Below are 19,681 nucleotides of genomic sequence, written 5' to 3'. Positions count from 1 at the left end.
CGGTGGCGAGGGTCGCTGCAAGGACGAGCGAGGCGGCCCCGACGGGTATGTGCATGGCGGTGTCCTTGGCGCTACCTTCAGGCCGCGTCGGGCATGCGGTCGAGGAGCTTGTCCAGCGTGATGGGATAGTCGCGCACGCGGACCCCGGTCGCGTTGTAGATCGCGTTCGCGACGGCAGGTGCGACGCCGACCAGCCCAAGCTCCCCGACTCCCTTCGCCTTGATCGGCGACATCGTCGGATCGACCTCATCGACGAAGATCGCGTCGAGGTGCGGGATGTCGGCATGGACCGGTACCTCGTAACCCGCGAGGTCGTGGTTGACGAAGAAGCCGCGCTTGGTGTCGACCGCCATCTCCTCCATCAGGGCGGCGCCCACGCCCATGACCATGCCGCCGATGACCTGGCTGCGGGCCGTCTTCGGATTGAGGATGCGGCCCGCGGCACAGACCGCCAGCATCCGTCGGACGCGGATCTCGCCGGTGTCCGCATCCACGCCGACCTCGGCGAAGTGCGCCCCGAAGGTCTGCTGGGCGAACCTCTTCGACAGGTCGCCGAACTCCATGGTGTCCTCGACGACGATGTCGCCGGCCTTCGCCGCATCGCCGAGCGGTACGGCGCGATTACCAAGGCGCACCTCGCCGTCGGCGAAGATCGCGTCGGCTGAATTGAACCCCAGTCTCTGGGCCACGGCCTCGCGCAGCTTCACGCATGCGGCGTAGACGCCTGCGGTGACGGACGGCGCGCCCTGTTGGCCGCCCGAACCCGGCGACTCGGGAAAATCGGAATCCCCGAGTCGCGCGACGACCCGGTCGATCCCGACGCCCATCATCTCGGCAGCCGTCTGGGCGACGATGGTGTAGCTGCCGGTGCCGATGTCGGTCATGTCGGTCTCGACCGTGACCACGCCCCGAGCATCGAGCCGCACGCGGGCACCGGACTTGGCAATCTTCGCAGCGCGGATCGCGCCCGCCATACCCATCCCGACCAACCAGCGCCCGTCACGGACGCTGGCCGGCGCCGCCTTACGTCGATCCCACCCGAACCGCTCGGCACCGGTGCGGAGGCACTCCACGAACGGGCGGGTTGAGAACGGCATCTCGGGATGCTCGGGGTCGACCTGGGTGTCGTTCAGGACCCGGAATGCAACCGGGTCCATGCCGAGCTTTTCCGCCATCTCGTCCATAGCGATCTCAAGCGCCATCAATCCCGGGGCCTCGCCCGGGGCTCGCATCGCATTGCCCTCGGCGAGGTCGAGCACCGCCAGCCTCTGGCGGGTCATGCGATTGGCGCCGGCGTAGAACGACCGCGTCGCGGCGGTCGACGGCTCGGTCCGGCCCCCGGCAAGGTTGCCGTTGAGGTTATCGTGACCGATGGCGGTGATATGGCCGTCCGTCGTCGCCCCGATCCAGATGCGCTGGACCGTCGCCGGGCGGTGAATGGTGGTGTTGAACATCATCGGGCGCTGCAGGGCCAGCTTGACCGGTCGACGCGCCACGCGCGCGGCCACCGCGGCAAGGGCGAGGTCGGTCTGCACGGTCCCCTTACCGCCGAACCCGCCGCCGATGTACGGCGACACCAGACGGATCTTGTCCTTGGTGATGCCAAGGGTCTTGGCGAGGTCGCGAACGCCCCAGTTCATCTGCTGGATCGCGGTGTGGCAGGTCAGGCGGTCGCCATCCCAGGAGGCGATGGTGGCGTGCGGTTCCATCATCGCGTGCGCCTGGTCGGGCGTCGTGTAGGTCTCCTCCAGCTTGACCGGCGCCGCCGCGAACGCGACCTCGAAGTCGCCGACGCTGGTCTCGGGCTTGCCTCCGAACTGGCCGGCCTTGGCCACCGGCGCCGTCGCCACCAACGCCGACAGGTCGAATGCCCCCTCCGCCCGGGCATACTTTACCTCGACCAGGGCGGCGGCGGCACGGGCCTGCTCGAACGTCTCCGCGACCACGACCGCGACGGCTTGGTGGTAGTGGTCGATCTCTGGCGCGGCGAGGAAACGCTGGACGTAGAACTCGCCCTTGCCGAGCGTTCCAGCGTTCTCATGGGTGACGATGGCGACGACACCCGGGGCGGCGTTGGCGGCAGCAAGATCAATCGCCACGATGCGCCCCTTGGCGATGCCGGCACCGACGATGAAGCCGTAGGCGAGGTTCGCCTGCGGATCGTGCCAGTCGGAAGCGTAGGGAGCGGTGCCGGTCACCTTGAGCGGACCGTCGACCCGGTCGAGCGGCTGCCCGACGACCTTGAGCCGGTCGATGGGGTTAATGCCGGCGGGGGTGTCGAACTTCATGATCTCGCTCCTCGACCTACGGTTTCGGCGACGCTCCTATTGTCAGACGTGCTCAAGCCGCGTCCGGCATGCGGTTCAGGAGCTTGTCGAGGGTGATCGGGTAGTCGCGGACCCGCACGCCGGTGGCGTTGTAGACGGCGTTCGCCACCGCAGCGCCGACCCCGCAGATTCCGAGTTCGCCGACGCCCTTTGCCTTCATCGGCGAGGACATCGGATCGACCTCGTCGAGGAAGATCACCTCCTGGTGCGGGATGTCGGCGTGGACCGGGACCTCGTAGCCGGCGAGGTCGTGGTTGACGAAGTACCCGCGCTTGGTGTCGACCGCGAGCTCCTCCATTAGGGCCGCGCCCACGCCCATGGTCATCCCGCCGATGACTTGGCTGCGGGCCGACTTCGGGTTGAGGATGCGTCCGCTGGCACAGACCGCCAGCATGCGGCGGACCCGGATCTCGGCCGTGGCCACGTCGACGCCGACCTCGACGAAGTGGCCGCCGAAGGTCGATTGCTGATGGGTCTTGTCGAGGTCGCCAAACTCGATGGCGTCCTCGGCCACGATGTCTCCGCCGGTAGCTGCCTGAGCGAGCGGAACGGTGCGATTGCCCGAGCGGACCTGCCCGTCCTCGAACACGGCGTCGGCCGAGTTGAAGCCGAGCTTGCCGGCCACGGCCTCACGTAACTTCATACAGGCGGCGTAGACACCCGACGTCGAGGAGTTGGCGCCGAACTGTCCGCCCGAGCCCGAGGAGACCGGGAAATCGGAGTCCCCGAGGCGCACGATGACCTTGTCGAGGGTGACCCCCATCATCTCAGCCGCCGTCTGGCCGATGATGGTGTAGCTGCCGTTGCCGATGTCGGTCATGTCGGTCTCGACGATCACCATGCCCTTGCCGTCGAGGCGGACGCGGGCGGCCGACTTCAGGACCATGTTGTTGCGGAAGGCCGAGGCCATCCCCATCCCGACAAGCCAGCGGCCGTCGCGGACCTGGCCGGGCTTGCCCCGTTTGTCCCAGCCGAAGCGCTCGGCGCCCTGGCGCAGGCATGCGACGAGGCTGCGCTGGGAGAAGGCACGCTCCGGCTTCTCCGGATCGACCTGTGTGTCGTTGATCTCGCGGAACCGCACAGGGTCTATACCGAGCTTCTCCGCCATCTCGTCCATGGCGACCTCAAGCGCCATCAGCCCGGGGGCCTCGCCCGGGGCCCGCATGGCGTTGCCTTCGGGCAGGTCGAGCACGGCGAGGCGCAGGGCAGTCATCCGGTTCGGGGCGGCATAGAGCAGACGGGTCTGCAAGACCGCCGCCTCGGGACCGCCCTCGGGCAGGTCGCCCGACCAGCTCTCGTGGCCGATGGCGGTGATCTTACCGTCCGGGGTCGCGCCGATGCGGATGCGCTGGAGCGTGGCGGGCCGGTGCGTGGTGTTGTTGAACATCTGCGGACGCGTCAGTGCGACCTTCACCGCCCGACCGGCCGCACGGGCGCCCAACGCCGCGAGGAGCGCCTCGGACCGCAGGAAGAGCTTGCCGCCGAAGCCGCCGCCGATGAACGGCGACACCAGCCGGACCTTCTCCTGCGGGACGTCCAGGGTCAGCGCGAGGTCACGCGTGCCCCAGGCGATCATCTGGTTCGAGGTCCAGACGGTGACCTTGTCCCCGTCCCAGGACGCGACGGAGGCATGGGGCTCCATCATCGCGTGGGCGTGGTCCGGCGTCTCGTAGCTCTCGTCGAGCTTGACCGGCGCCGAGGCAAACGCGCCGGTGAAGTCGCCGACGGAGGAGGAGGACGGACTTCCCTGGACGTCGCCCGGGTCCTTCGCCCCGTCCTTCACCGCGGCAAGGTCGAAGGCGCCCTTCGAGGCCGTGTACTTGACCTTGACCAGCGCCGCGGCGGCGCGTGCCTGCTCGAAGGTCTCGGCGACCACCACGGCGACCGCCTGGTGGTAGTGCTCGATCTCGGGGCCACCGAGGAGTTTTGCGGTGTTGAGCTTGCCCTTGCCGAGCTTGCCCGCGTTCTCGGCGGTCACGATGGCGACGACGCCCGGGGCGGCCTTGGCAGCGCCGAGATCCATCGAGGCGATCCGGCCCTTGGCGATGCCGGCGCCGACGACGACGCCGTAGGCGAGCTTGGCCTGCGGGTCATGCCAGTCGTTGGCATAGGGGGCGGTACCGGTGGTCTTGAACGGTCCGTCGATCCGGTCGGTGGCTTTCCCCACGACTTTGAGCTGGTCGATGGGGTTGGTGCCTGCGGGGGTGTCGAACTTCATGGATCAGGCCCTCGCCTCGGTCAGGACGGCACCGAGCGTGCGCTCGGCGAGCTTCAGCTTGTAGGCGTTGTCCTCGGTTGGCTTGGCCCCCGCGAAGACCTTGTCGGTCACCGCCTTGGCACCCCGCGGCAGGTCGGCCTCGGCCGCCTCGACGCGCCAGGGACGTGGCGCTACCCCGCCGAACGCCACGTGCCCGGTCCCGTCCTTGCCGATGATGGCGGCGACCGAGACGAGGGCGTAGGCGTAGGAGGCCCGGTCGCGGACCTTGCGGTAGATGTGCGTTCCGGCGACCGGCTTCGGCAGCGTCACCGCGGTGATGAGCTCGCCGGCCTTGAGCGTCGTGTCGAGCTCCGGCTTGTCGGCGGGCAGGCGATGGAAGTCGGCGACGGGGATTTTTCGCGATGCCCCCTTGGCGTCGACGGTCTCGACGGTGGCGTCGAGCACGCGCATGGCCACCGCCATGTCGCCCGGATAGGTCGCGATGCAGGCTTCGCTCGCACCGATCACGGCGAGCTGCCGGCTGACCCCGTCGATGGCCGAGCAACCGGACCCCGGCTGGCGTTTGTTGCAGGCCTGGGCGGTGTCATAGAAGTACGGGCACCTGGTCCGCTGCAGCAGGTTGCCGGCAGTGGTCGCCTTGTTGCGGAGCTGTCCCGAAGCGCCCGCGAGCAGCGCCCGCGAGAGAACGCCGTAATCCTTCCGGACTCTGGCATCAGCGGCCAGATCCGTGTTCCGCACTAGCGCCCCGATCCGAAGCCCGCCCTCCGGCGTCGGCTCGACCTTGTCCAGGCCGAGGCCGTTGACATCAACGAGGTGGGTCGGGGTCTCGATCTGCAGCTTCATCAGGTCGAGCAGGTTGGTGCCCCCGGCGATGAACTTGGCGTTCGGGGTTCGGGCGACGGCGGCTGCGGCCTCGGCGGGCGTGCCCGGGCGCTCGTAGGTGAAGGACTTCATGCCTGTTTCCCCGCGACCTCGGTGATCGCCTCGACGATGTTGGAGTAGGCGCCACAGCGGCAGATGTTGCCGCTCATGCGCTCGCGGATCTCGGCGTCGGTAACCTCGTAGGTCCCGTTCAGGTCGGCGCTGACGTGGCTCGGGATGCCGGACTTGATCTCGGCGATGACCGCCACGCTGGAGCAGATCTGGCCCGGGGTGCAGAAGCCGCACTGGTAGCCGTCGTGCTTCACAAAGGCCGCCTGCATTGGGTGGAGGTCGCCCGGCTTGCCGAGCCCCTCGATGGTCATGACGCTGGCGTCCTGGTGCATGACCGCGAGGGTCAGGCAGGAATTGATGCGTCGACCGTCGACGATCATGGTGCAGGCGCCGCACTGACCGTGGTCGCAGCCCTTCTTGGCGCCGGTCAGGTGCAGGTGCTCGCGCACCGCGTCGAGCAGGCTGGTCCGGGTATCGAGTTCGAGCTCGCGGCGCTCGCCGTTCACCGTGAAGCCGACCTTGGCCAGCACCGGCTTGTCGGTTCCCGCGGGCGCGGCGCCAGCTGCCGAGGGGACGGCGGCCAGGGCCGCCGTGGCTGATGCAGCCACCATCAAATCTCTCCGGTTCAAATCGTAATCTCCAGGTCGTCCCATCTTGGTCTCCGAGCCTGCTGCAGGGGGGCGATGGCGCGACGGCCGCCCGTCGAGGGCGGGATGCCCGTGGAAACACACACACCTTGGATAGGCTCCAAGGTACGGCGTCACGTCTCGTTGATTAGTGCCTCCCAGCCACATAGGGTCATGAGCGAGGCTTATGGATCGCCCGCGAACGGACCCGGACGATCTCGTCCACCCTTCGGAATGCAGCGAGGAACCGGTCAATGGCGCGCACGGACCTGACCGACCTCCTGTCTTTCGCGACGGTGTCGCAGGAGGGCAGCTTCACCCGGGCCGCGACGCGCCTGGGCGTCACGCAATCGGCCCTCAGCCACGCCCTGAAGGGCCTTGAGGCCCGGCTCGGCGTGCCCCTGCTGACCCGGTCCACCCGCGGCGCCGTGCCGACCGAGGCGGGGGAGCGCCTGCTACGGATCGTGGGACCCCAGTTCGAACAGATCGATGTCGAGCTTGCCGCGCTCACAGAGCTCCGCGACAAGCCCGCCGGCACCGTCCGCATCACGGCGTCCGAGGACGCGGCGGCGACCGTCCTGTGGCCGATCCTGGCGCGCCTGCTGCCGGACTACCCCGACATCAACGTCGAGATCGTGACCGAGCAGGCCCTGACGAACATCGTTGCCGAACGCTTCGACGCCGGCGTGCGTATCGGCGAGCACGTCGAGAAGGACATGGTCGCTGTGCGCATAGGACCCGATATGCGCATGGCCGTGGTCGGGGCGCCGACCTACCTCCGAAAGCGCGCGAAACCCAAGCACCCCGAGGACCTCACCGCCCACCGGTGCATCAACCTGCGCCGGCCGACCCGCGGCGGGTTCTACCCATGGGAGTTCGAACGGAAGGGACAGGCCCTGAATGTCCGCGTCGAGGGCCAACTCGTGTTCACCAGCCTACCCCTGATCCGGGAGGCGGCGCTCGCCGGACTCGGCTTGGCCTACCTGCCGGAGGATCACGTGGCGCAAGACGTGGCCGAGGGCAGGTTGGTGCGGGTGCTGAAGGATTGGTGCGAGCCCTTCCCGGGCTACCACCTGTACTATCCGAGCCGGCGCCAGCCCGCCCCGGCCTTCACCGTCCTGCTTGAGGCGCTCCGCCATCGCGGATGAGGGCGAGCCCTCCGCCTCAACGCGGGGAGAGGCGGAGCAGCCGGCCGTCCGCTGCGTCCGTGATCACCCACAGCGCGCCGTCCGGCCCCTGGGCGACATGACGGATGCGCTGATGCTGATCCTGGAGCAGGCGCTCCTCGCCGACGATCTTGTCGCCCTCGACGACGAGCCGGGCCAGGTGCTGGCCGGTCATCGCCGCCACGAACAGGTTGTTCCTCCATTCCGGGATCAGGTCGCCCGCGTAGAAGGTCATCCCGCCCGGACCGACCGCCGCCTCCCAGACGTAACGCGGCTGGACCGTATCGGGCATCTGGGTGCGCCCGCCGTTGATCGGGGTGCGGTCGTAATTCGTGCCGTAGGCGACCAGCGGCCAACCGAAATTCGCGCCGCGACCGACGTGGTTCACCTCGTCGCCGCCGTCCGGTCCGTGCTCCGCGTCCCATAGTTCGCCGTCCACCGGGTTGATCGCCAAGCCCTGCGGGTTGCGATGGCCGTAGCTCCAGATCTCGGCCCGGGTGTGGTTCTCCGCATCCTGATCGCGGTCGAACGGATTCCCGGGCGCCGGCTTGCCCTCGGTGTCGATGCGCAGCACCTTGCCGAGCCATGAATAGGTCGACTGCGCCTCCGCCCGGGTGGGGAGGAAGAACCGTTCGCCCAGGGATACGAACAGGAAGCCCGCTCGGTCGAAGACGAGCCGTGAGCCGTAATGGGCGTGCTGGGCCACGGCGGGGTCGACCCGCAACAGGACCGTCACGTCCTCCAGCCGGTACATCGGGGCCTGGTTGCCGCCCTTCGGTGCCTGGAGGCGGGCCTTCGCGACCACGACGCCGCTGTCATGCTCGCCGCGGGGTTCGACGTAGGTGAAGTAGATCGTGCGGTTCCGGGCGAAGGCCGGGTCGGCGACGACGTCGAGCAGGCCCGCGTCACCCCCATAGACCACCGTCGGCACGCCGCTCACCCCCGCCACGGGCTTTCCGGTCGCCATGTCGACGATGCGCATCGCCCCCGGCTTCTCGGATACGAGGAGCTTGTCGTCCCCAAGGAAGGCGAGGCCCCAGGGATGGTCGAGGTTCTCGGTTTTGACCTCGACCGAGATCGGCGTCCGGGTGACGACCGCCGGGGCCCGGACCTGTCCGTCGAAGGCCGGTTTCTGGTCGGGAGCCGTTGCAGCGTTGGTGCGAAGCGGTTGCCCCGGGGTCACCGGCCCGTCAGGCGCGCGTCCACCCCTGTTCGGGAGGCCGACGCTATTGGACTGCTGGGCCGTGGCCGGTGCGGCGCACAGCAGGGACGTGGCGATGAGAATGCACGTACGGGTCTTTATCAACGAGGGCTCCGAGGTCGAATGGACGGATCGGTCGACCGCACGCTGCGGCTTCCGTCTTGGTGCGGGAAAGGAGGAGGCATCAAAGGATCGTAGGGTGCCGGAGACGTGATTTCGGACCGGCCGGGGACCCACGGTGCAGGGTCCGTGGGCTCCCCATCGGGGTCGACCGCGTCAGGCGACGGTCTGGCCGCCGTCGACCACCATGGCGTGGCCGATCACGAAGGCCGCCATGTCCGAGCACAGGTAGAGCACCGCCGCCGCGATCTCCTCAGACTTGCCCATTCGTCCGACCGGCTCCTGCGCGATCACCCGTGCCAGGCCCTCCGGGGTCCCGCCGGTGAACCGCTGCATCATCGGAGTGTCGATGATGCCGGGACAGACCGCGTTGATGCGGACGCCGTCCTTCGCGTAGTCCAGGGCGGCGCTCTTGGTCATGCCGATCACGGCGTGCTTGGTCGCGGCGTAGGCGGCCTGGCCAGCGATACCCTTCACGCCCGCGCCCGAGGAGGTGTTTACGATGGCGCCGCCACCGTTCCTCAGCAGCAGCGGGACCTGATGCTTCAGGCAGAGAAACATCCCCCGCAGGTTGATCGCGACGAGGCGGTCGAAGTCCTCGTCCTCGATCTCGGACACCGGGGCCACCGGCTGCTCGATGCCGGCGTTGTTGAAGGCGAAGTCGAGCTTCCCGAAGGTCTGGATTGTCCGGTCGAGCGCGGCCTTCACGTCCTCGGACTTGCTCACGTCGCAACGCACCGCGAGCACGCGGCCACCGGCCTCCTCGATCAGGCGGGCGGTCTGCAGGTTGCCCTCCGCGGACACGTCGGCGACCGTGACGGCCGCGCCGGCCTTGGCGAACGCCAGGGCGGTGGCGCGCCCGATGCCGCTCGTCGCACCCGTCACGAAGGCGACCTTGCCGTTGAAGTCATGGGTCTGGGTCATCGGTATCTCCGGAATCTGTGGGATCACCGCGCGGCCTCGGAAGGCCTCACGAACGGGTTCAGCGCGGCAGCGCGTAGGCGACGAGCTTGGTGCCGAGGCTGATGGTGAGCGGGGGCTTCCCGCCTGCCGCGACCACCACGAACTGGCGCCCGCTGACCGGGCTGCGGTAGGTCATCGGCGTGGCGTTGCCGCCGCCCGGAAGCCGGGCCTGCCAGAGCTCGCGTCCCGTGGTGGCGTCGAGCGCCCAGAAGGTGCGGTCCATGCTGGCGCCGACGAAGACGAGGCCCCCGCGCGTGGTAACGGCGCCGCCCGACACCGGCGTGCCCACCGTCAGGGGCAGCATCGACGGGATGTTGAACGGCCCGGTGTCACGGGCGGTCCCGAGCGGCTTGGACCAGAGCAGGCGCCCGCTCGACAGGTCGACGGCGGCGATGAGCCCCCAGGGCGGCGCGGTGCAGGGCACGCCGAGCGGCGACATGAACAGCCCGCCATAGGCGCCGTAGGGCGTATTCAGCATCGGCCGGTCGGCGTCGCCACCGGGGCTTTGCCCGTCCGACAGCTTCAGCTTGCGCTGGTTCGCCACCTCGCGGGTCACGAGCTCGACCCGGTCGGGGAACCGCATCCAGTTCGCGATCATGATGCCGCGGTCGACATCGATGGAGGCGCTGCCCCAGTTGACGCCGCCGACCGAGCCCGGATCGATCAGGACCGGCTTGCCCAACGTGATGGGGGTCAGGTGCCCCTCGTAGCGCGATTGCCGGAACAGGATGCGGCAGAGCAACTGGTCGACGGGGGTCGCGCCCCACATGTCGGACTCCCGCAGGGTCGCGCCCCGGAAGGCCGGCAGGTCGAGGGAGGCGGGCTGGGTCGGCGACAGGCGCTCCCCCGGGCCGAGGTCTCCCTGCGGCGCCGCCACCTCGGTCACCGGCTTGATCGGCTGCCCGGTCTCGCGGTCGAGCACAAAGATCTCGCCGCGCTTGGTCGGCTGGATGAGGGCGGGCCGCATTCCGGTCGCCGTGGGCATGTCGATCAGGGTCGGCTGCGAGGGGGTGTCGTAGTCCCAGATGTCGTGATGGGTCGCCTGGAAGCGCCAGCGCAGGCGGCCGGTCTCGGCGTCGAGGGCGATGACGGCGCTGGAGACCTCCTCGTCGAACGGCCGTCGCAGGCCGCCGAAGTTGTCCGGCGTGGCGTTGCCCATCGGCAGGTAGACGAGGCCGAGCGCCTCGTCGGCGCTGATCGGCGCCCAGCTGTTGGGTGAGGACGGCGTGTAGGTCTCGCCCGGCGGCGGCGCGCCGATCCGGTCGGGATGGCCGGGATCGAAGGCCCAGGACAGTTCGCCGGTGCGGGCGTCGAAGGCGCGGATCACGCCGGACGGGCCGCCCCAGAACTGGCCGTCGGGGATGCCGCCGCCGACTACCGCCTTGCCGCGGATGATCTGCGGGGCCGAGCTCACGTAATACTGACCTGCGGGATAGGTGCTGATCCCTTCGAGCAGATCGACGCGTCCGTCCTTGCCGAAGTCGGTGCAGGGCTTGCCGGTGGCGGCGTCGAGGGCGATCAGCTCGGGGGTCTGGCTCGCCGCGATGATGCGGGTGGCGCACAGGCCCGTCGCGTTTGGCACGCGGTAATGCGCGACGCCGCGGCACGGCTTGCCCGAGGGCGGGGTGCCGTTCGACATGTCGTGGCGCCAGCGCTCGCGCCCGGTCTCGGCGTCGAGGGCCATGACGCGGTTGTGGCCGTCGCACAGGTAGAGGGCATCGCCGACCATGATCGGCGTCGCCTCCAGGGCGGTCGCCGGTCCGGGCGTGTCGGGACCGGTCTCGGCCTCCCACGCGACCTCCAGCTTCCCGACGTTCTGCGGGGTGAGGTCCGTAAGAGGGCTGAAGCGCGTGCCGCCCTGGTCGTTGCCGAAGCTCGGCCAGTCCTCGCCCGTGATGCGGGCCAGCGGTTGCGGCAGGGTACCGGGCGCGCGCTCGGCGACGCCGCGGCGCATGATGGGCTCGGCCGGTGCCGTCGGGTGCAGAGCACCGCCCGCGACCACGGCGAGGATCAGGGCCCCGGCGAAGGCCGGCCATCCCCATGCCCCGGTGAGCCTGCGGGGGCCGGCGATCCGGACGGGTGGCAACAGGAGCGCCAGTCCGAGGACGAAAGGCGCGAGCAGCCGTGGCAGGAGCTGCCAGGGGTTGAAGCCCACCTCCCAGACGGCCCAGGCGGTTGTCCACACCAACATCGCAGCGAAGAGCGGGACACCCCTCGGGTCGCGACGCCAGACCAGGACGCCGCTCGCCAGGACGGCGATCCCGGTCAGCAGGTAGTACGGCGAGCCGCCGTACCAGGCCAAGGCGGCGCCCCCGGCGCCGAGGATGAGCCCGACAAGGACGAGAAGACCGGCGACCGCACGCCGCGTCCACACCGTCACGGGGCCGTCCCCGATTGCCGCGGCCCCGGACAGGGGCACCGGTTCGTTGGTTTTCATGGTGGTGGTTTCCGTTGTCGGACCGGTGGCGGGCGTCATCGATGCGAGAAGAGCGGCAGCGCCTTCGCGAAGGCCCGGGCGTGGAAGATGGTGGAGCCCTGGCCGCCGGTGCCGTCGTTCGTGACGATGAGGAGGTCGTCGGTGCCGGGCCGCAGCGCCATGCTGGTGGAGCGCAGGTTGTGGCCGTCGTCCCGGCCCGGCAGCAGCACCTGCCCGATGGGGATGCCGTTGCGGTTGAACGCCAGGACGCGGCCCTGGCCGTACAGGGCGACGTAGAGGTTCCCGTCGGAATCCGCGCGCATGGAGTCGGGTGCCGGACCGGTGAAATGGTAGGCCACCGTGGTCCCGAGCGGCGTCGGCGTGGTCGCGTCCGCGAGGTCGACCCGGTGCAGCAGGTTGCGACCGAACTCGGTGACCCACAGGGTCTTGCCGTCCGGGCTCAACGCCACGCCGTTGGCCAGCGCGAGGTTCGGCAGGATCGGGGTGACGGTCTTGAGGTCCGGCGCCACGTAGTAGGCGCCCCCCTTCGGATCGGTGGAGGTGCCCCGGAAATCGGTGAAGTAGAAACCGCCCTCGGCATCGAAGACGAGGTCGTTGACGACGTATCCCGCCTCCGACGGGATGACGGTCCGCATGTCCGTGCCATCCGGTCGGACCGAGACGATGGAGCCGCGCTTGAAGCCACCGGTGCCGGCGGCGAAGATGCGGCCGTCCCTGTGGACCGCGAGACCACCCAGGTTCAGGGCGTTCGCCGGAACGACCGTGGTCAGTCGCCTGTCCGGCGTCAGGCGCAGCACGCGGCCGGTGCCGGCATCGGTGAGCAGCAGGTCGCCGGCCCGGTCGAAGGACGGCCCCTCCAGGGGGATCCCTTCGTCGGAAACCTTGAACCAGGGCTGGGCGACCACGCTCTGCAAGTCCCGCTCGCCGGGCGGGATGGGCACCGGTCCGCGTGTCCGCGCATCGTAGGTCAGCTTGCCCGGCGCCTCGTCGGCCGATGGCGCTCCGACCGTGCCCGCGAGGCAGCCCACGACGGCGAGCGTCAGGGCAAGGGCGTGCCTGTTCCGTAATCCCCGCGTCATGGGACGGCCTCGATGGTCACCTTGACCGGGGCGGACTTCCAGAAGGCATCGGGGATGCGGTCCAACCGGCCGAGGCGCACGAGCCCGCGCGAATAGGTGAAGTCCTTGTAGAAGATCGCGAGGTTGCCCCAGGGGGCGTAGTAGGCCAGGTCGCCGGGCTCCGGATCGACACCCGGCGGCTCGCCCTCGGTCGCGAGACGCTTCGGCAGGTCCGCGATCTTCTCCGTCGCGTTGAAGTCGGTCAGCTCCACCGTAAGGGGCAGGAGAGCGCGAAACGCGCGGGCGGACGCGCCGCCACCGAGGGTCGCGGTGACGCTCTCGCCGTTCGCGGAGGCCAATCGGATTTGCACGGTCTCCATGGCGGGTGCCTTTTCGGTTTTGGGGCCGGAAGTGCGGGGCCCGGGGCCGGGTGCGGCGTGGAGCGCGGACACGCTGGCGAGTATGGCTGCCAGGAGCGCCGGTGCGGACACGTTGCGTCGCATGGTCGACCCCTCAGGTGGCGGTGTAGCCACCGTCGACCGGCAGGGCGACGCCGAGGACGAAGCTCGCCGCGTCGCTGCAGAGGAACAGTACGGCTGCGGCGACCTCCTCGGGCCGGCCGAGACGCTTGTTGGGCTGCTTGCCCATGATGACGTCCATCGCCTCGGGCTGCTCCTTGAGCATCTTGGCGACCATCGGGGTATCGATGGTTCCGGGGCAGACGGCATTCAGCCGGATGCCGCGCGGAGCGTTCTCCAGGGCCGCGCTCTGGGTCATCCCGATCACGCCGTACTTGGTGCCGTGATAGGCGGCGAGGCCGGGATTGCCGATGAGCCCTCCGATGGACGAGCAGTTGACGATGGCGCCGCTGCCCTGGGCCTGCATCTGGCGCAGTTCGGCCTGCATGCAGTTCCAGACGCCGCGCAGGTTCACCGCCATGACCCGCTCGTAGTCCGCGTCCGGGACGTCCACGACGTCGTTGGCCGGGATCTGGATGCCGGCGTTGTTGAAGGCGGCGTCGAGGCGGCCGTAGGTGTCGACCGTGCGCCGGACCATCGCGGCCACATCGTCAGCCTTGCTGACGTCGCAGCGAACGCCGAGCACCTGATGGCCCTCCGCCTCCAGGCGATCCGTGGCGGCCCGCAAAGCCTCTTCGTTCTGGTCGGACAGCACGACGGCGGCGCCCGCCTCGGCGAACATCCGGGCGGTCGCCAGACCCACGCCCATGGCCGCGCCGGTGACGAGGGCGACCTTGTTCTCGAAGGTGATCTGCATGGGGGTTCCTCGGTATCGGTTTGGGCGGGATTTCGGGGTTCAGGCGTTCGGCCGCTGGCGCCAGGCGAGGGCCGCGACCAGGGCCGAGGCGCAGAGCGCGGCGGCGCTGACCGCGAAGGTGGCGCGGTAGCCGCTCTCGTCGTAGGCGAGGCCGCCAAGGGTGGCCCCGAGGGCGATGGCGAGTTGCACCACGGCGACGAGCAACCCGCCGCCGGCCTCGGCCTCGTCCGGCAGCGCCCGGCTCAGCCAGGTCCACCACGCCACGGGTGCCGCCGTGGCGACCAGGCCCCATCCGGCGAGCAGCGTCGCCGACGCAACCGATGACCCGCCGACCACCGTCAGGGCGACGGCGATGATCGCCATCACGAGAGGCATGGCGATCAGCAGGCTGAAGAGGCGTGTCTTGAGCAGGAACCCGATCAGGTAGGTTCCGACGAGACCCGCCACGCCGGTGCCGAACAGGATGAGCGACAGCGTGGCCACATCCACGCGCGGCACCGTCTCCAGGAACGGGCGCAGGTAGGTGTAGAGGGCAAACTGCCCGAGGAAGAACAGCGAGACCGAGAGCATACCCAGAGGCACCTGGCGCTTGCGCAGGACCCGGAAGACGGTGCCGCCGTTGACCGTCCGGTCGGACGGCATCGCCGGCAGGCTCAGGAAGAGCCAGGCCAGCGTCACCGCCCCCAGCGGGACGACGCAGAAGAAGGCGCCGCGCCAGCCGATATACGCCCCTAGGAAGCTGCCTAGCGGTGCCGCCACCGTGGTCGCCAGGGCGTTGCCGCCGTTGAGCAGGCCGAGGGCGCGCGGCAGCTCGGACTCCGGCACGAGGCGCATGACCGTCGCGGTCGACATCGACCAGAAGCCGCCGATGACGACGCCGACGAGGGCGCGCCCGGCCATGAAGATGGCGGTGTTCGGCGCGAAGGCCACCATCAGGCCCGAGGCGATCATCAGGACGGTGAGCACGAGCAAAACGGTGCGGCGGTCGATCCCGCGCGTGGCCGTCGAGATGACAAGGCTCGTCAGCACCGCGAACAGGCCGGAGACGGCGATGGCCTGGCCGGCATGCCCTTCGGTCATGTGCAGGTCGGCCGCGAGCGGCGTCAGCAGGCTGACGGGCATGAACTCGGAGGCGATCAGTGTCGCGACGCAGAGGGTCATGGCGAACACCGCGCCCCATCCGCGGGCCGCCGTCTCGCGACCGAAGGCGGCATCGTTCGCGCAGGCTTGGTTCGAAATCATGGGCAGGCCGCCCCTTCCTGGGTGTTCGAGGTCGAGGGCGGGCTTCAGGCGCCGTACTGCTGGTCGGAGACCTTCTCCATCCAGTCGACGGGGCTGCCGTTCAGCGCCTCCTGGATGGCCATGTGGCTCATGGCGGTGGTCGGCCCGGCGCCGTGCCAGTGCCTCTCGCCGGGCGGAAACCAGACCACGTCGCCGGGGCGGATCTTCTCAATGGGGCCGCCCTCGCGCTGGACCCGACCGCACCCCGCCGTGACAACCAGGGTCTGGCCAAGCGGGTGGGTGTGCCAGGCCGTACGGGCGCCCGGCTCGAAGGTCACGAGGGCGCCGCTGGTGCGGGCCGGTTCCGTCGCGCCGAAGAGCGGGTCGACGCGGACCGTGCCGGTGAACCATTCGTCCGGGCCCTTGCCGGAGGGCTGCGAGCCCGCGCGTTTGATGTCCATGGCCATGCTCCGTCGTGATCGATGGGTCCGGGAGCGCGTAGGCCCCCGGCGATGCTGGATCGGAAACTAGCGTTTGGGCGCGAACCCGATTAGGTGCTCAAATCAACATGGGGTCATGAGCAGGGCTTATGGATGTTGCGTGAGAGTCTGAACGACCTGAGTGCCTTCGTCGCCGTGGCGCGGGCGGGCAGCTTCACGAAGGCGGCCACGCAGCTCGGGGTATCCCAGCCGGCGCTAAGCCAGACGGTCCGGGCCCTTGAGGCGCGCTTGGGGATACGGCTTCTTGCGCGCACGACCCGGAGCGTGTCGGCCACCGAGGCAGGTGAGCGGCTCCTCAAGGCCGTGGGACCGCGCTTCGACGAGATCGAGGCCGGCCTCGTCGACCTGGCCGAGATACGCGGCAGGCCGGCTGGGACCATTCGGATCACCGCGGACGAACACGCGGCACGAACCGTTCTCTGGCCCGCCCTCCGACGCGTCCTGCCAGGTAATCCGGACATCAAGGTGGAGACCATCGTCGACTACGGCCTGACCGACATCGTCGCCGAGGGCATCGACGCCGGCATCCGGCTGGGGGGGACGGTGGCCAAGGACATGGCCGCGGTGCGGATCGCGCCCGACATGCGCATGGCCGCCGTCGCGGCGCCCTCCTACCTCGCGGGTCGTCCGGGTCCCCAGCGGCCGGAGGACCTCACCGACCATTCCTGCATCAACCTGCGCCTGCCGACGCTCGGGGGGCTCTATGCCTGGGAATTCGAGAAGGGCGGGCGGGACGTCCGCGTCTGGGTCGAGGGGCAACTCGTCTTCAACACGGTCACCCTGATCCTGGAGGCGGCGCTCGACGGGTTCGGGATTGCCTACCTGCCGCAGGACCAGGTGCAGGCTGGCCTGGACGACGGTCGGCTCACTCGGGTGCTGGATGACTGGTGCCCGCCATTCTCAGGCTATCACCTGTACTATCAGACCCTGTGCCGGCCCTCGCCGGCGTTCGTCGTGCTGGTCGAGGCGCTGCGCTACCGGGGATGAGGTCGCCGTAGCGCCGCTCACGTTCCCGTAGCGGCGAGAGGGCCTCGCAGCCCCAGGCCGTGCCTGTCCCGAAGCGCCGCCATCGCCTCGTCGGCAGCCCTTTGCCCGCTATCGTGGGCCCCATGGGCGGTCGTGAAGTCGAAGGGGTGGGTCGCCTCGCCCGCGAAGAAAAGCCGGTCCTCGAAGGGCCGGGCCAGCTGTGCCCGCGCACCGGATCGGCCCGGCAGCGCGCAGCTATACGCACCCCCAATGGAGGCCATCCGGCTCCACGACGTCGCCGCGAACGGCCGGATCGCCGAGGCTACGTCGCTGCCGAACAGGGCGGCCAACTCCGCCGAGACGAAGGCGAAGCCGGCGGCTGGGCCTTCCTCCTCCACGATGCGGGCGCCATCGCCCCCGAGGAAGGCCTCGATCACCGGCCATCCGTTGGGTCTAATCGAGTACGCGGCAGCCCTTGAGTCGTGGAGATTGCCGTAGGCATGCGAGTCCGGCCCGAACGCGGCCTCGCGCCCGATCTCCAGGAAGACCTTCTCGTTGCGACCAAGCGGCAGGGCGGCGGCCGCCTCGCGCCACGGGTCGACCCCGGAGGGAAGGCGGATCGCGTCGTCCGCCAGGACCGCGGTCGAGACGGTGAGGATGGCGGCCCCCGCGCGGACGATGCCGGCGCGGGTGGTGACGGCGACGCCGTCCGCCGTCAGATCGACCCGCTCGGCGGGGGTGGCGAGGCGCAGCGTCGTCGAGGACGGCAGGCTGGCGGCGACCAGCGTGCCGTAGCCGAGCGGCAAATGCCAGTTCCGGCCGGTCGAGGCGTCGTCGTAGGCCAGGTAGTCGGCGGCGGAGATCGCCTCGGGGCCAACGCCGCTCATGAACCCGGCGATGGCTCGCACGTAGGCGTTCCAGGTGCCGCCGGGCTCAAGCGCATCGCTGGCTTGGTCACTACTTGCCGCGACCAGGCGGAGCCGCTCTTCCCAGTCGCCGTACGCCTTTTGCGCTGCCTCCTGGGCGCCTTCGTCCTGGGTGATGCCGGGGTGAGCCTTGGCCCAAGGCGGCTCGCCTCGGTCGACCGGGAAGCCCAACGTTTCGGCAATGCCGACCCAGGCATTGCGGTCGCCCGAATGGAGCCATTCGCACCCGAGGTCGAGCGGGTACCCATCGATTTCCTGCGTGTGCGCGCGGCCGCCAAGGCGCGACGACGCCTCAAGAAGCAGAGCTGATGACCCATGGGCCGCAAGCTGCCGGGCGGCACCGATGCCCGCGGCACCTCCCCCTACGATGATGACGTCGAACGCGCTGCCCATGGGATAAAGGTGAGGTCCGCCAACACAGCTTCCAAGGTTCGTGAGCGATATGTCCGGGCCTTTTCCCGACCCGGCGCGATACGGGCGGATTTCGTGCTCTATCGCGCCTTCCCGGTGGACGTGGAACGCAACAGGGACGACCTCAAGCGGGGCGGAAAGCTGACGATGCTGGTACTTGCACTCCCCGGAGCGGCCAGCGCGTTCGCACCTTTCACTGAAGGAATGATGCGAGAGGTGGCGAAGGATGTGACCTTCCGGACTATCGAACGGGCCAACCATTGGGTGCCAGAGGAGAACGCCAAGGCGCTCGTCAGCGCCATCACGGATTTCCTGTAGGAAGGGTTATGTCCGCTTACGGGCGACGGAAGCGTCCGGCCGAACGACCATGTTGGGTCGGGACCCGTCCGTCCGCTAAAGGACCGGGTTGGGTGTTTTTTGCCCGTAGGCTCTTGAAGGGCATAAGCATCGAAGCAGACGACTCAGCATCCTAGGCAGGCTATCCAAGACCTGACCGGAGCGGCTCCATCCCGACTTGTCTCACTGCGGCTTCGGCCTTGTCGGACTGTAGAAAAGCAATCAGCCGTTTCGCCAGATCCGGGTTTTTGGCCGTCGCCCTCATTGCTGCGCTGAACGTTTGGACGAGTTGAACCTCGTCAGGAAGAACCCCAACCGGCTCGACGCCAGGAATATTGACGAGTTCGCTGATGGGACCCAACGCAAGATCAGCCTCGCCTGCTGCCAGCGCGGCGGCAGAGTCCGTTCCTCGTGGATAGACCTTCAAACGAACTTTGTCGGCGACGCCGAGCGCTGGAAGGATTTCCCTCTGGATGAAGAGGCCACTGGTGCTGCCCGGCATCACGACGAGGCGGGCATCCAGTAAGGTCTGGGTGAGCGCCGCAACTGAACTGACATCGGACCTCGGCGCGCCCGTCTGCACGGCAGCCGCAAGGGGAGCGGTCGCAAGCTCGGCAATCGAGCCCTCGGCGATCAGGTTCGCGTCGATGAGTTCATGAAGCCCTTCGTTGGACAGGATGACGACATCGACCTCGGCACCATGGTCAAGCTGGTAGCGTATCGTCTTCGGGCCAGTTCCTTGCGAGGCCCCCGACCGCGTCTCAATTCTGATGCCTGTCTCCTGCTCGAAGTCCGGGATCGCCTTTCGATAGGCTAGCTCGAAGCCTCCGGAGATCAGAACGGTAACCGTAGGTCTGCTATCGCTCGGCGAGGTCATGGTGTGGGCGTCGTTCAGTAAGAGGCGGAATGGCCACCAGCAGCATCCTCGGTAGCGTTTGATGGATCTGCTTGCCACCCCAAGCCGGGACCAATGCGTATCCGGGGCATGGCCGGTTTC

17 protein-coding genes are annotated in these 19,681 nt (G+C 69.1%); 3 read left to right on the top strand and 14 right to left on the bottom strand.

Annotated features, from left to right (window positions below; translation table 11 throughout):
* Window positions 1–77 precede the first annotated feature (77 nt).
* Genes paoC (AC3WLN_RS08785) through paoA form a run of 4 tightly spaced genes read right to left on the bottom strand, consistent with a single transcriptional unit; the run spans window position 78 to window position 6,089 of the window.
* Window positions 78–2,288: an aldehyde oxidoreductase molybdenum-binding subunit PaoC gene (gene paoC / locus AC3WLN_RS08785; RefSeq protein ID WP_492480638.1), complete on the bottom strand. Its 2,211-nt coding sequence runs from the start codon at window positions 2,286–2,288 to the stop codon at window positions 78–80.
* Window positions 2,289–2,340: 52 nt separating this feature from the next.
* Window positions 2,341–4,545 carry an aldehyde oxidoreductase molybdenum-binding subunit PaoC gene (gene paoC, locus AC3WLN_RS08780; protein WP_492480637.1) on the bottom strand — a complete coding sequence of 735 codons (2,205 nt, stop codon included), beginning with the start codon at window positions 4,543–4,545 and terminating at the stop codon, window positions 2,341–2,343.
* 3 nt (window positions 4,546–4,548) lie between these two features.
* On the bottom strand, window positions 4,549–5,499 hold the full coding sequence (locus AC3WLN_RS08775; RefSeq protein WP_492480636.1) for an FAD binding domain-containing protein: 951 nt from the start codon (window positions 5,497–5,499) through the stop codon (window positions 4,549–4,551).
* A complete protein-coding gene (paoA, locus tag AC3WLN_RS08770; protein WP_238272321.1) occupies window positions 5,496–6,089 on the bottom strand; it encodes an aldehyde dehydrogenase iron-sulfur subunit PaoA in 594 nt (197 codons plus the stop codon). Before paoA ends, AC3WLN_RS08775 begins: the two co-directional genes overlap by 4 nt.
* 269 nt (window positions 6,090–6,358) lie before the next feature.
* On the opposite strand from paoA, the gene AC3WLN_RS08765 reads away from it, so the two are divergent.
* Window positions 6,359–7,252 (top strand): LysR family transcriptional regulator, encoded by an 894-nt coding sequence (locus tag AC3WLN_RS08765; protein WP_492480635.1) that lies wholly within the window; start codon window positions 6,359–6,361, stop codon window positions 7,250–7,252.
* A gap of 16 nt (window positions 7,253–7,268) precedes the next feature.
* Here AC3WLN_RS08765 and AC3WLN_RS08760 read toward each other — a convergent pair whose 3' ends face one another.
* The 8 genes from AC3WLN_RS08760 to AC3WLN_RS08725 form a co-directional block, all read right to left on the bottom strand.
* Window positions 7,269–8,453 carry a PQQ-dependent sugar dehydrogenase gene (locus AC3WLN_RS08760; RefSeq protein WP_492480634.1) on the bottom strand — a complete coding sequence of 395 codons (1,185 nt, stop codon included), beginning with the start codon at window positions 8,451–8,453 and terminating at the stop codon, window positions 7,269–7,271.
* A gap of 294 nt (window positions 8,454–8,747) precedes the next feature.
* Window positions 8,748–9,515 (bottom strand): SDR family oxidoreductase, encoded by a 768-nt coding sequence (locus AC3WLN_RS08755; RefSeq protein WP_492480633.1) that lies wholly within the window; start codon window positions 9,513–9,515, stop codon window positions 8,748–8,750.
* Window positions 9,516–9,573: 58 nt separating this feature from the next.
* On the bottom strand, window positions 9,574–11,991 hold the full coding sequence (locus AC3WLN_RS08750; RefSeq protein ID WP_492480632.1) for a membrane-bound PQQ-dependent dehydrogenase, glucose/quinate/shikimate family: 2,418 nt from the start codon (window positions 11,989–11,991) through the stop codon (window positions 9,574–9,576).
* Window positions 11,992–12,026: 35 nt separating this feature from the next.
* Complete coding sequence (locus AC3WLN_RS08745; protein WP_492480631.1) at window positions 12,027–13,070, bottom strand: SMP-30/gluconolactonase/LRE family protein; 1,044 nt, start codon at window positions 13,068–13,070, stop codon at window positions 12,027–12,029.
* Window positions 13,067–13,429: a cyclophilin-like fold protein gene (locus AC3WLN_RS08740; protein ID WP_492480630.1), complete on the bottom strand. Its 363-nt coding sequence runs from the start codon at window positions 13,427–13,429 to the stop codon at window positions 13,067–13,069. Before AC3WLN_RS08740 ends, AC3WLN_RS08745 begins: the two co-directional genes overlap by 4 nt.
* 133 nt (window positions 13,430–13,562) lie before the next feature.
* A complete protein-coding gene (locus tag AC3WLN_RS08735; protein WP_492480629.1) occupies window positions 13,563–14,324 on the bottom strand; it encodes an SDR family NAD(P)-dependent oxidoreductase in 762 nt (253 codons plus the stop codon).
* 39 nt (window positions 14,325–14,363) lie between these two features.
* Window positions 14,364–15,566 (bottom strand): MFS transporter, encoded by a 1,203-nt coding sequence (locus AC3WLN_RS08730; RefSeq protein ID WP_492480628.1) that lies wholly within the window; start codon window positions 15,564–15,566, stop codon window positions 14,364–14,366.
* A gap of 44 nt (window positions 15,567–15,610) precedes the next feature.
* Window positions 15,611–16,006 carry a (R)-mandelonitrile lyase gene (locus AC3WLN_RS08725; protein ID WP_492480627.1) on the bottom strand — a complete coding sequence of 132 codons (396 nt, stop codon included), beginning with the start codon at window positions 16,004–16,006 and terminating at the stop codon, window positions 15,611–15,613.
* Between the two features lie 132 nt (window positions 16,007–16,138).
* Here AC3WLN_RS08725 and AC3WLN_RS08720 point away from each other — a divergent pair, with 132 nt between their 5' ends.
* Window positions 16,139–17,032: a LysR family transcriptional regulator gene (locus AC3WLN_RS08720; RefSeq protein WP_492480626.1), complete on the top strand. Its 894-nt coding sequence runs from the start codon at window positions 16,139–16,141 to the stop codon at window positions 17,030–17,032.
* Window positions 17,033–17,049: 17 nt separating this feature from the next.
* Here AC3WLN_RS08720 and AC3WLN_RS08715 read toward each other — a convergent pair whose 3' ends face one another.
* Window positions 17,050–18,330 (bottom strand): flavin monoamine oxidase family protein, encoded by a 1,281-nt coding sequence (locus AC3WLN_RS08715; RefSeq protein WP_492480625.1) that lies wholly within the window; start codon window positions 18,328–18,330, stop codon window positions 17,050–17,052.
* Window positions 18,331–18,423: 93 nt separating this feature from the next.
* Between AC3WLN_RS08715 and AC3WLN_RS08710 the strand changes: the two genes are divergently transcribed.
* Window positions 18,424–18,666, top strand: coding sequence for an alpha/beta fold hydrolase (locus tag AC3WLN_RS08710; RefSeq protein WP_492480624.1), 243 nt, complete (start codon window positions 18,424–18,426; stop codon window positions 18,664–18,666).
* A gap of 160 nt (window positions 18,667–18,826) precedes the next feature.
* Here AC3WLN_RS08710 and AC3WLN_RS08705 read toward each other — a convergent pair whose 3' ends face one another.
* Complete coding sequence (locus tag AC3WLN_RS08705; RefSeq protein ID WP_492480623.1) at window positions 18,827–19,561, bottom strand: substrate-binding domain-containing protein; 735 nt, start codon at window positions 19,559–19,561, stop codon at window positions 18,827–18,829.
* Window positions 19,562–19,681 lie beyond the last annotated feature (120 nt).

Source organism: Methylobacterium sp. FW306-05-D (assembly GCF_058782155.1).
Note: the sequence above shows the minus strand (reverse complement) of the source record. Positions and strands in the feature narration are given on the sequence as shown.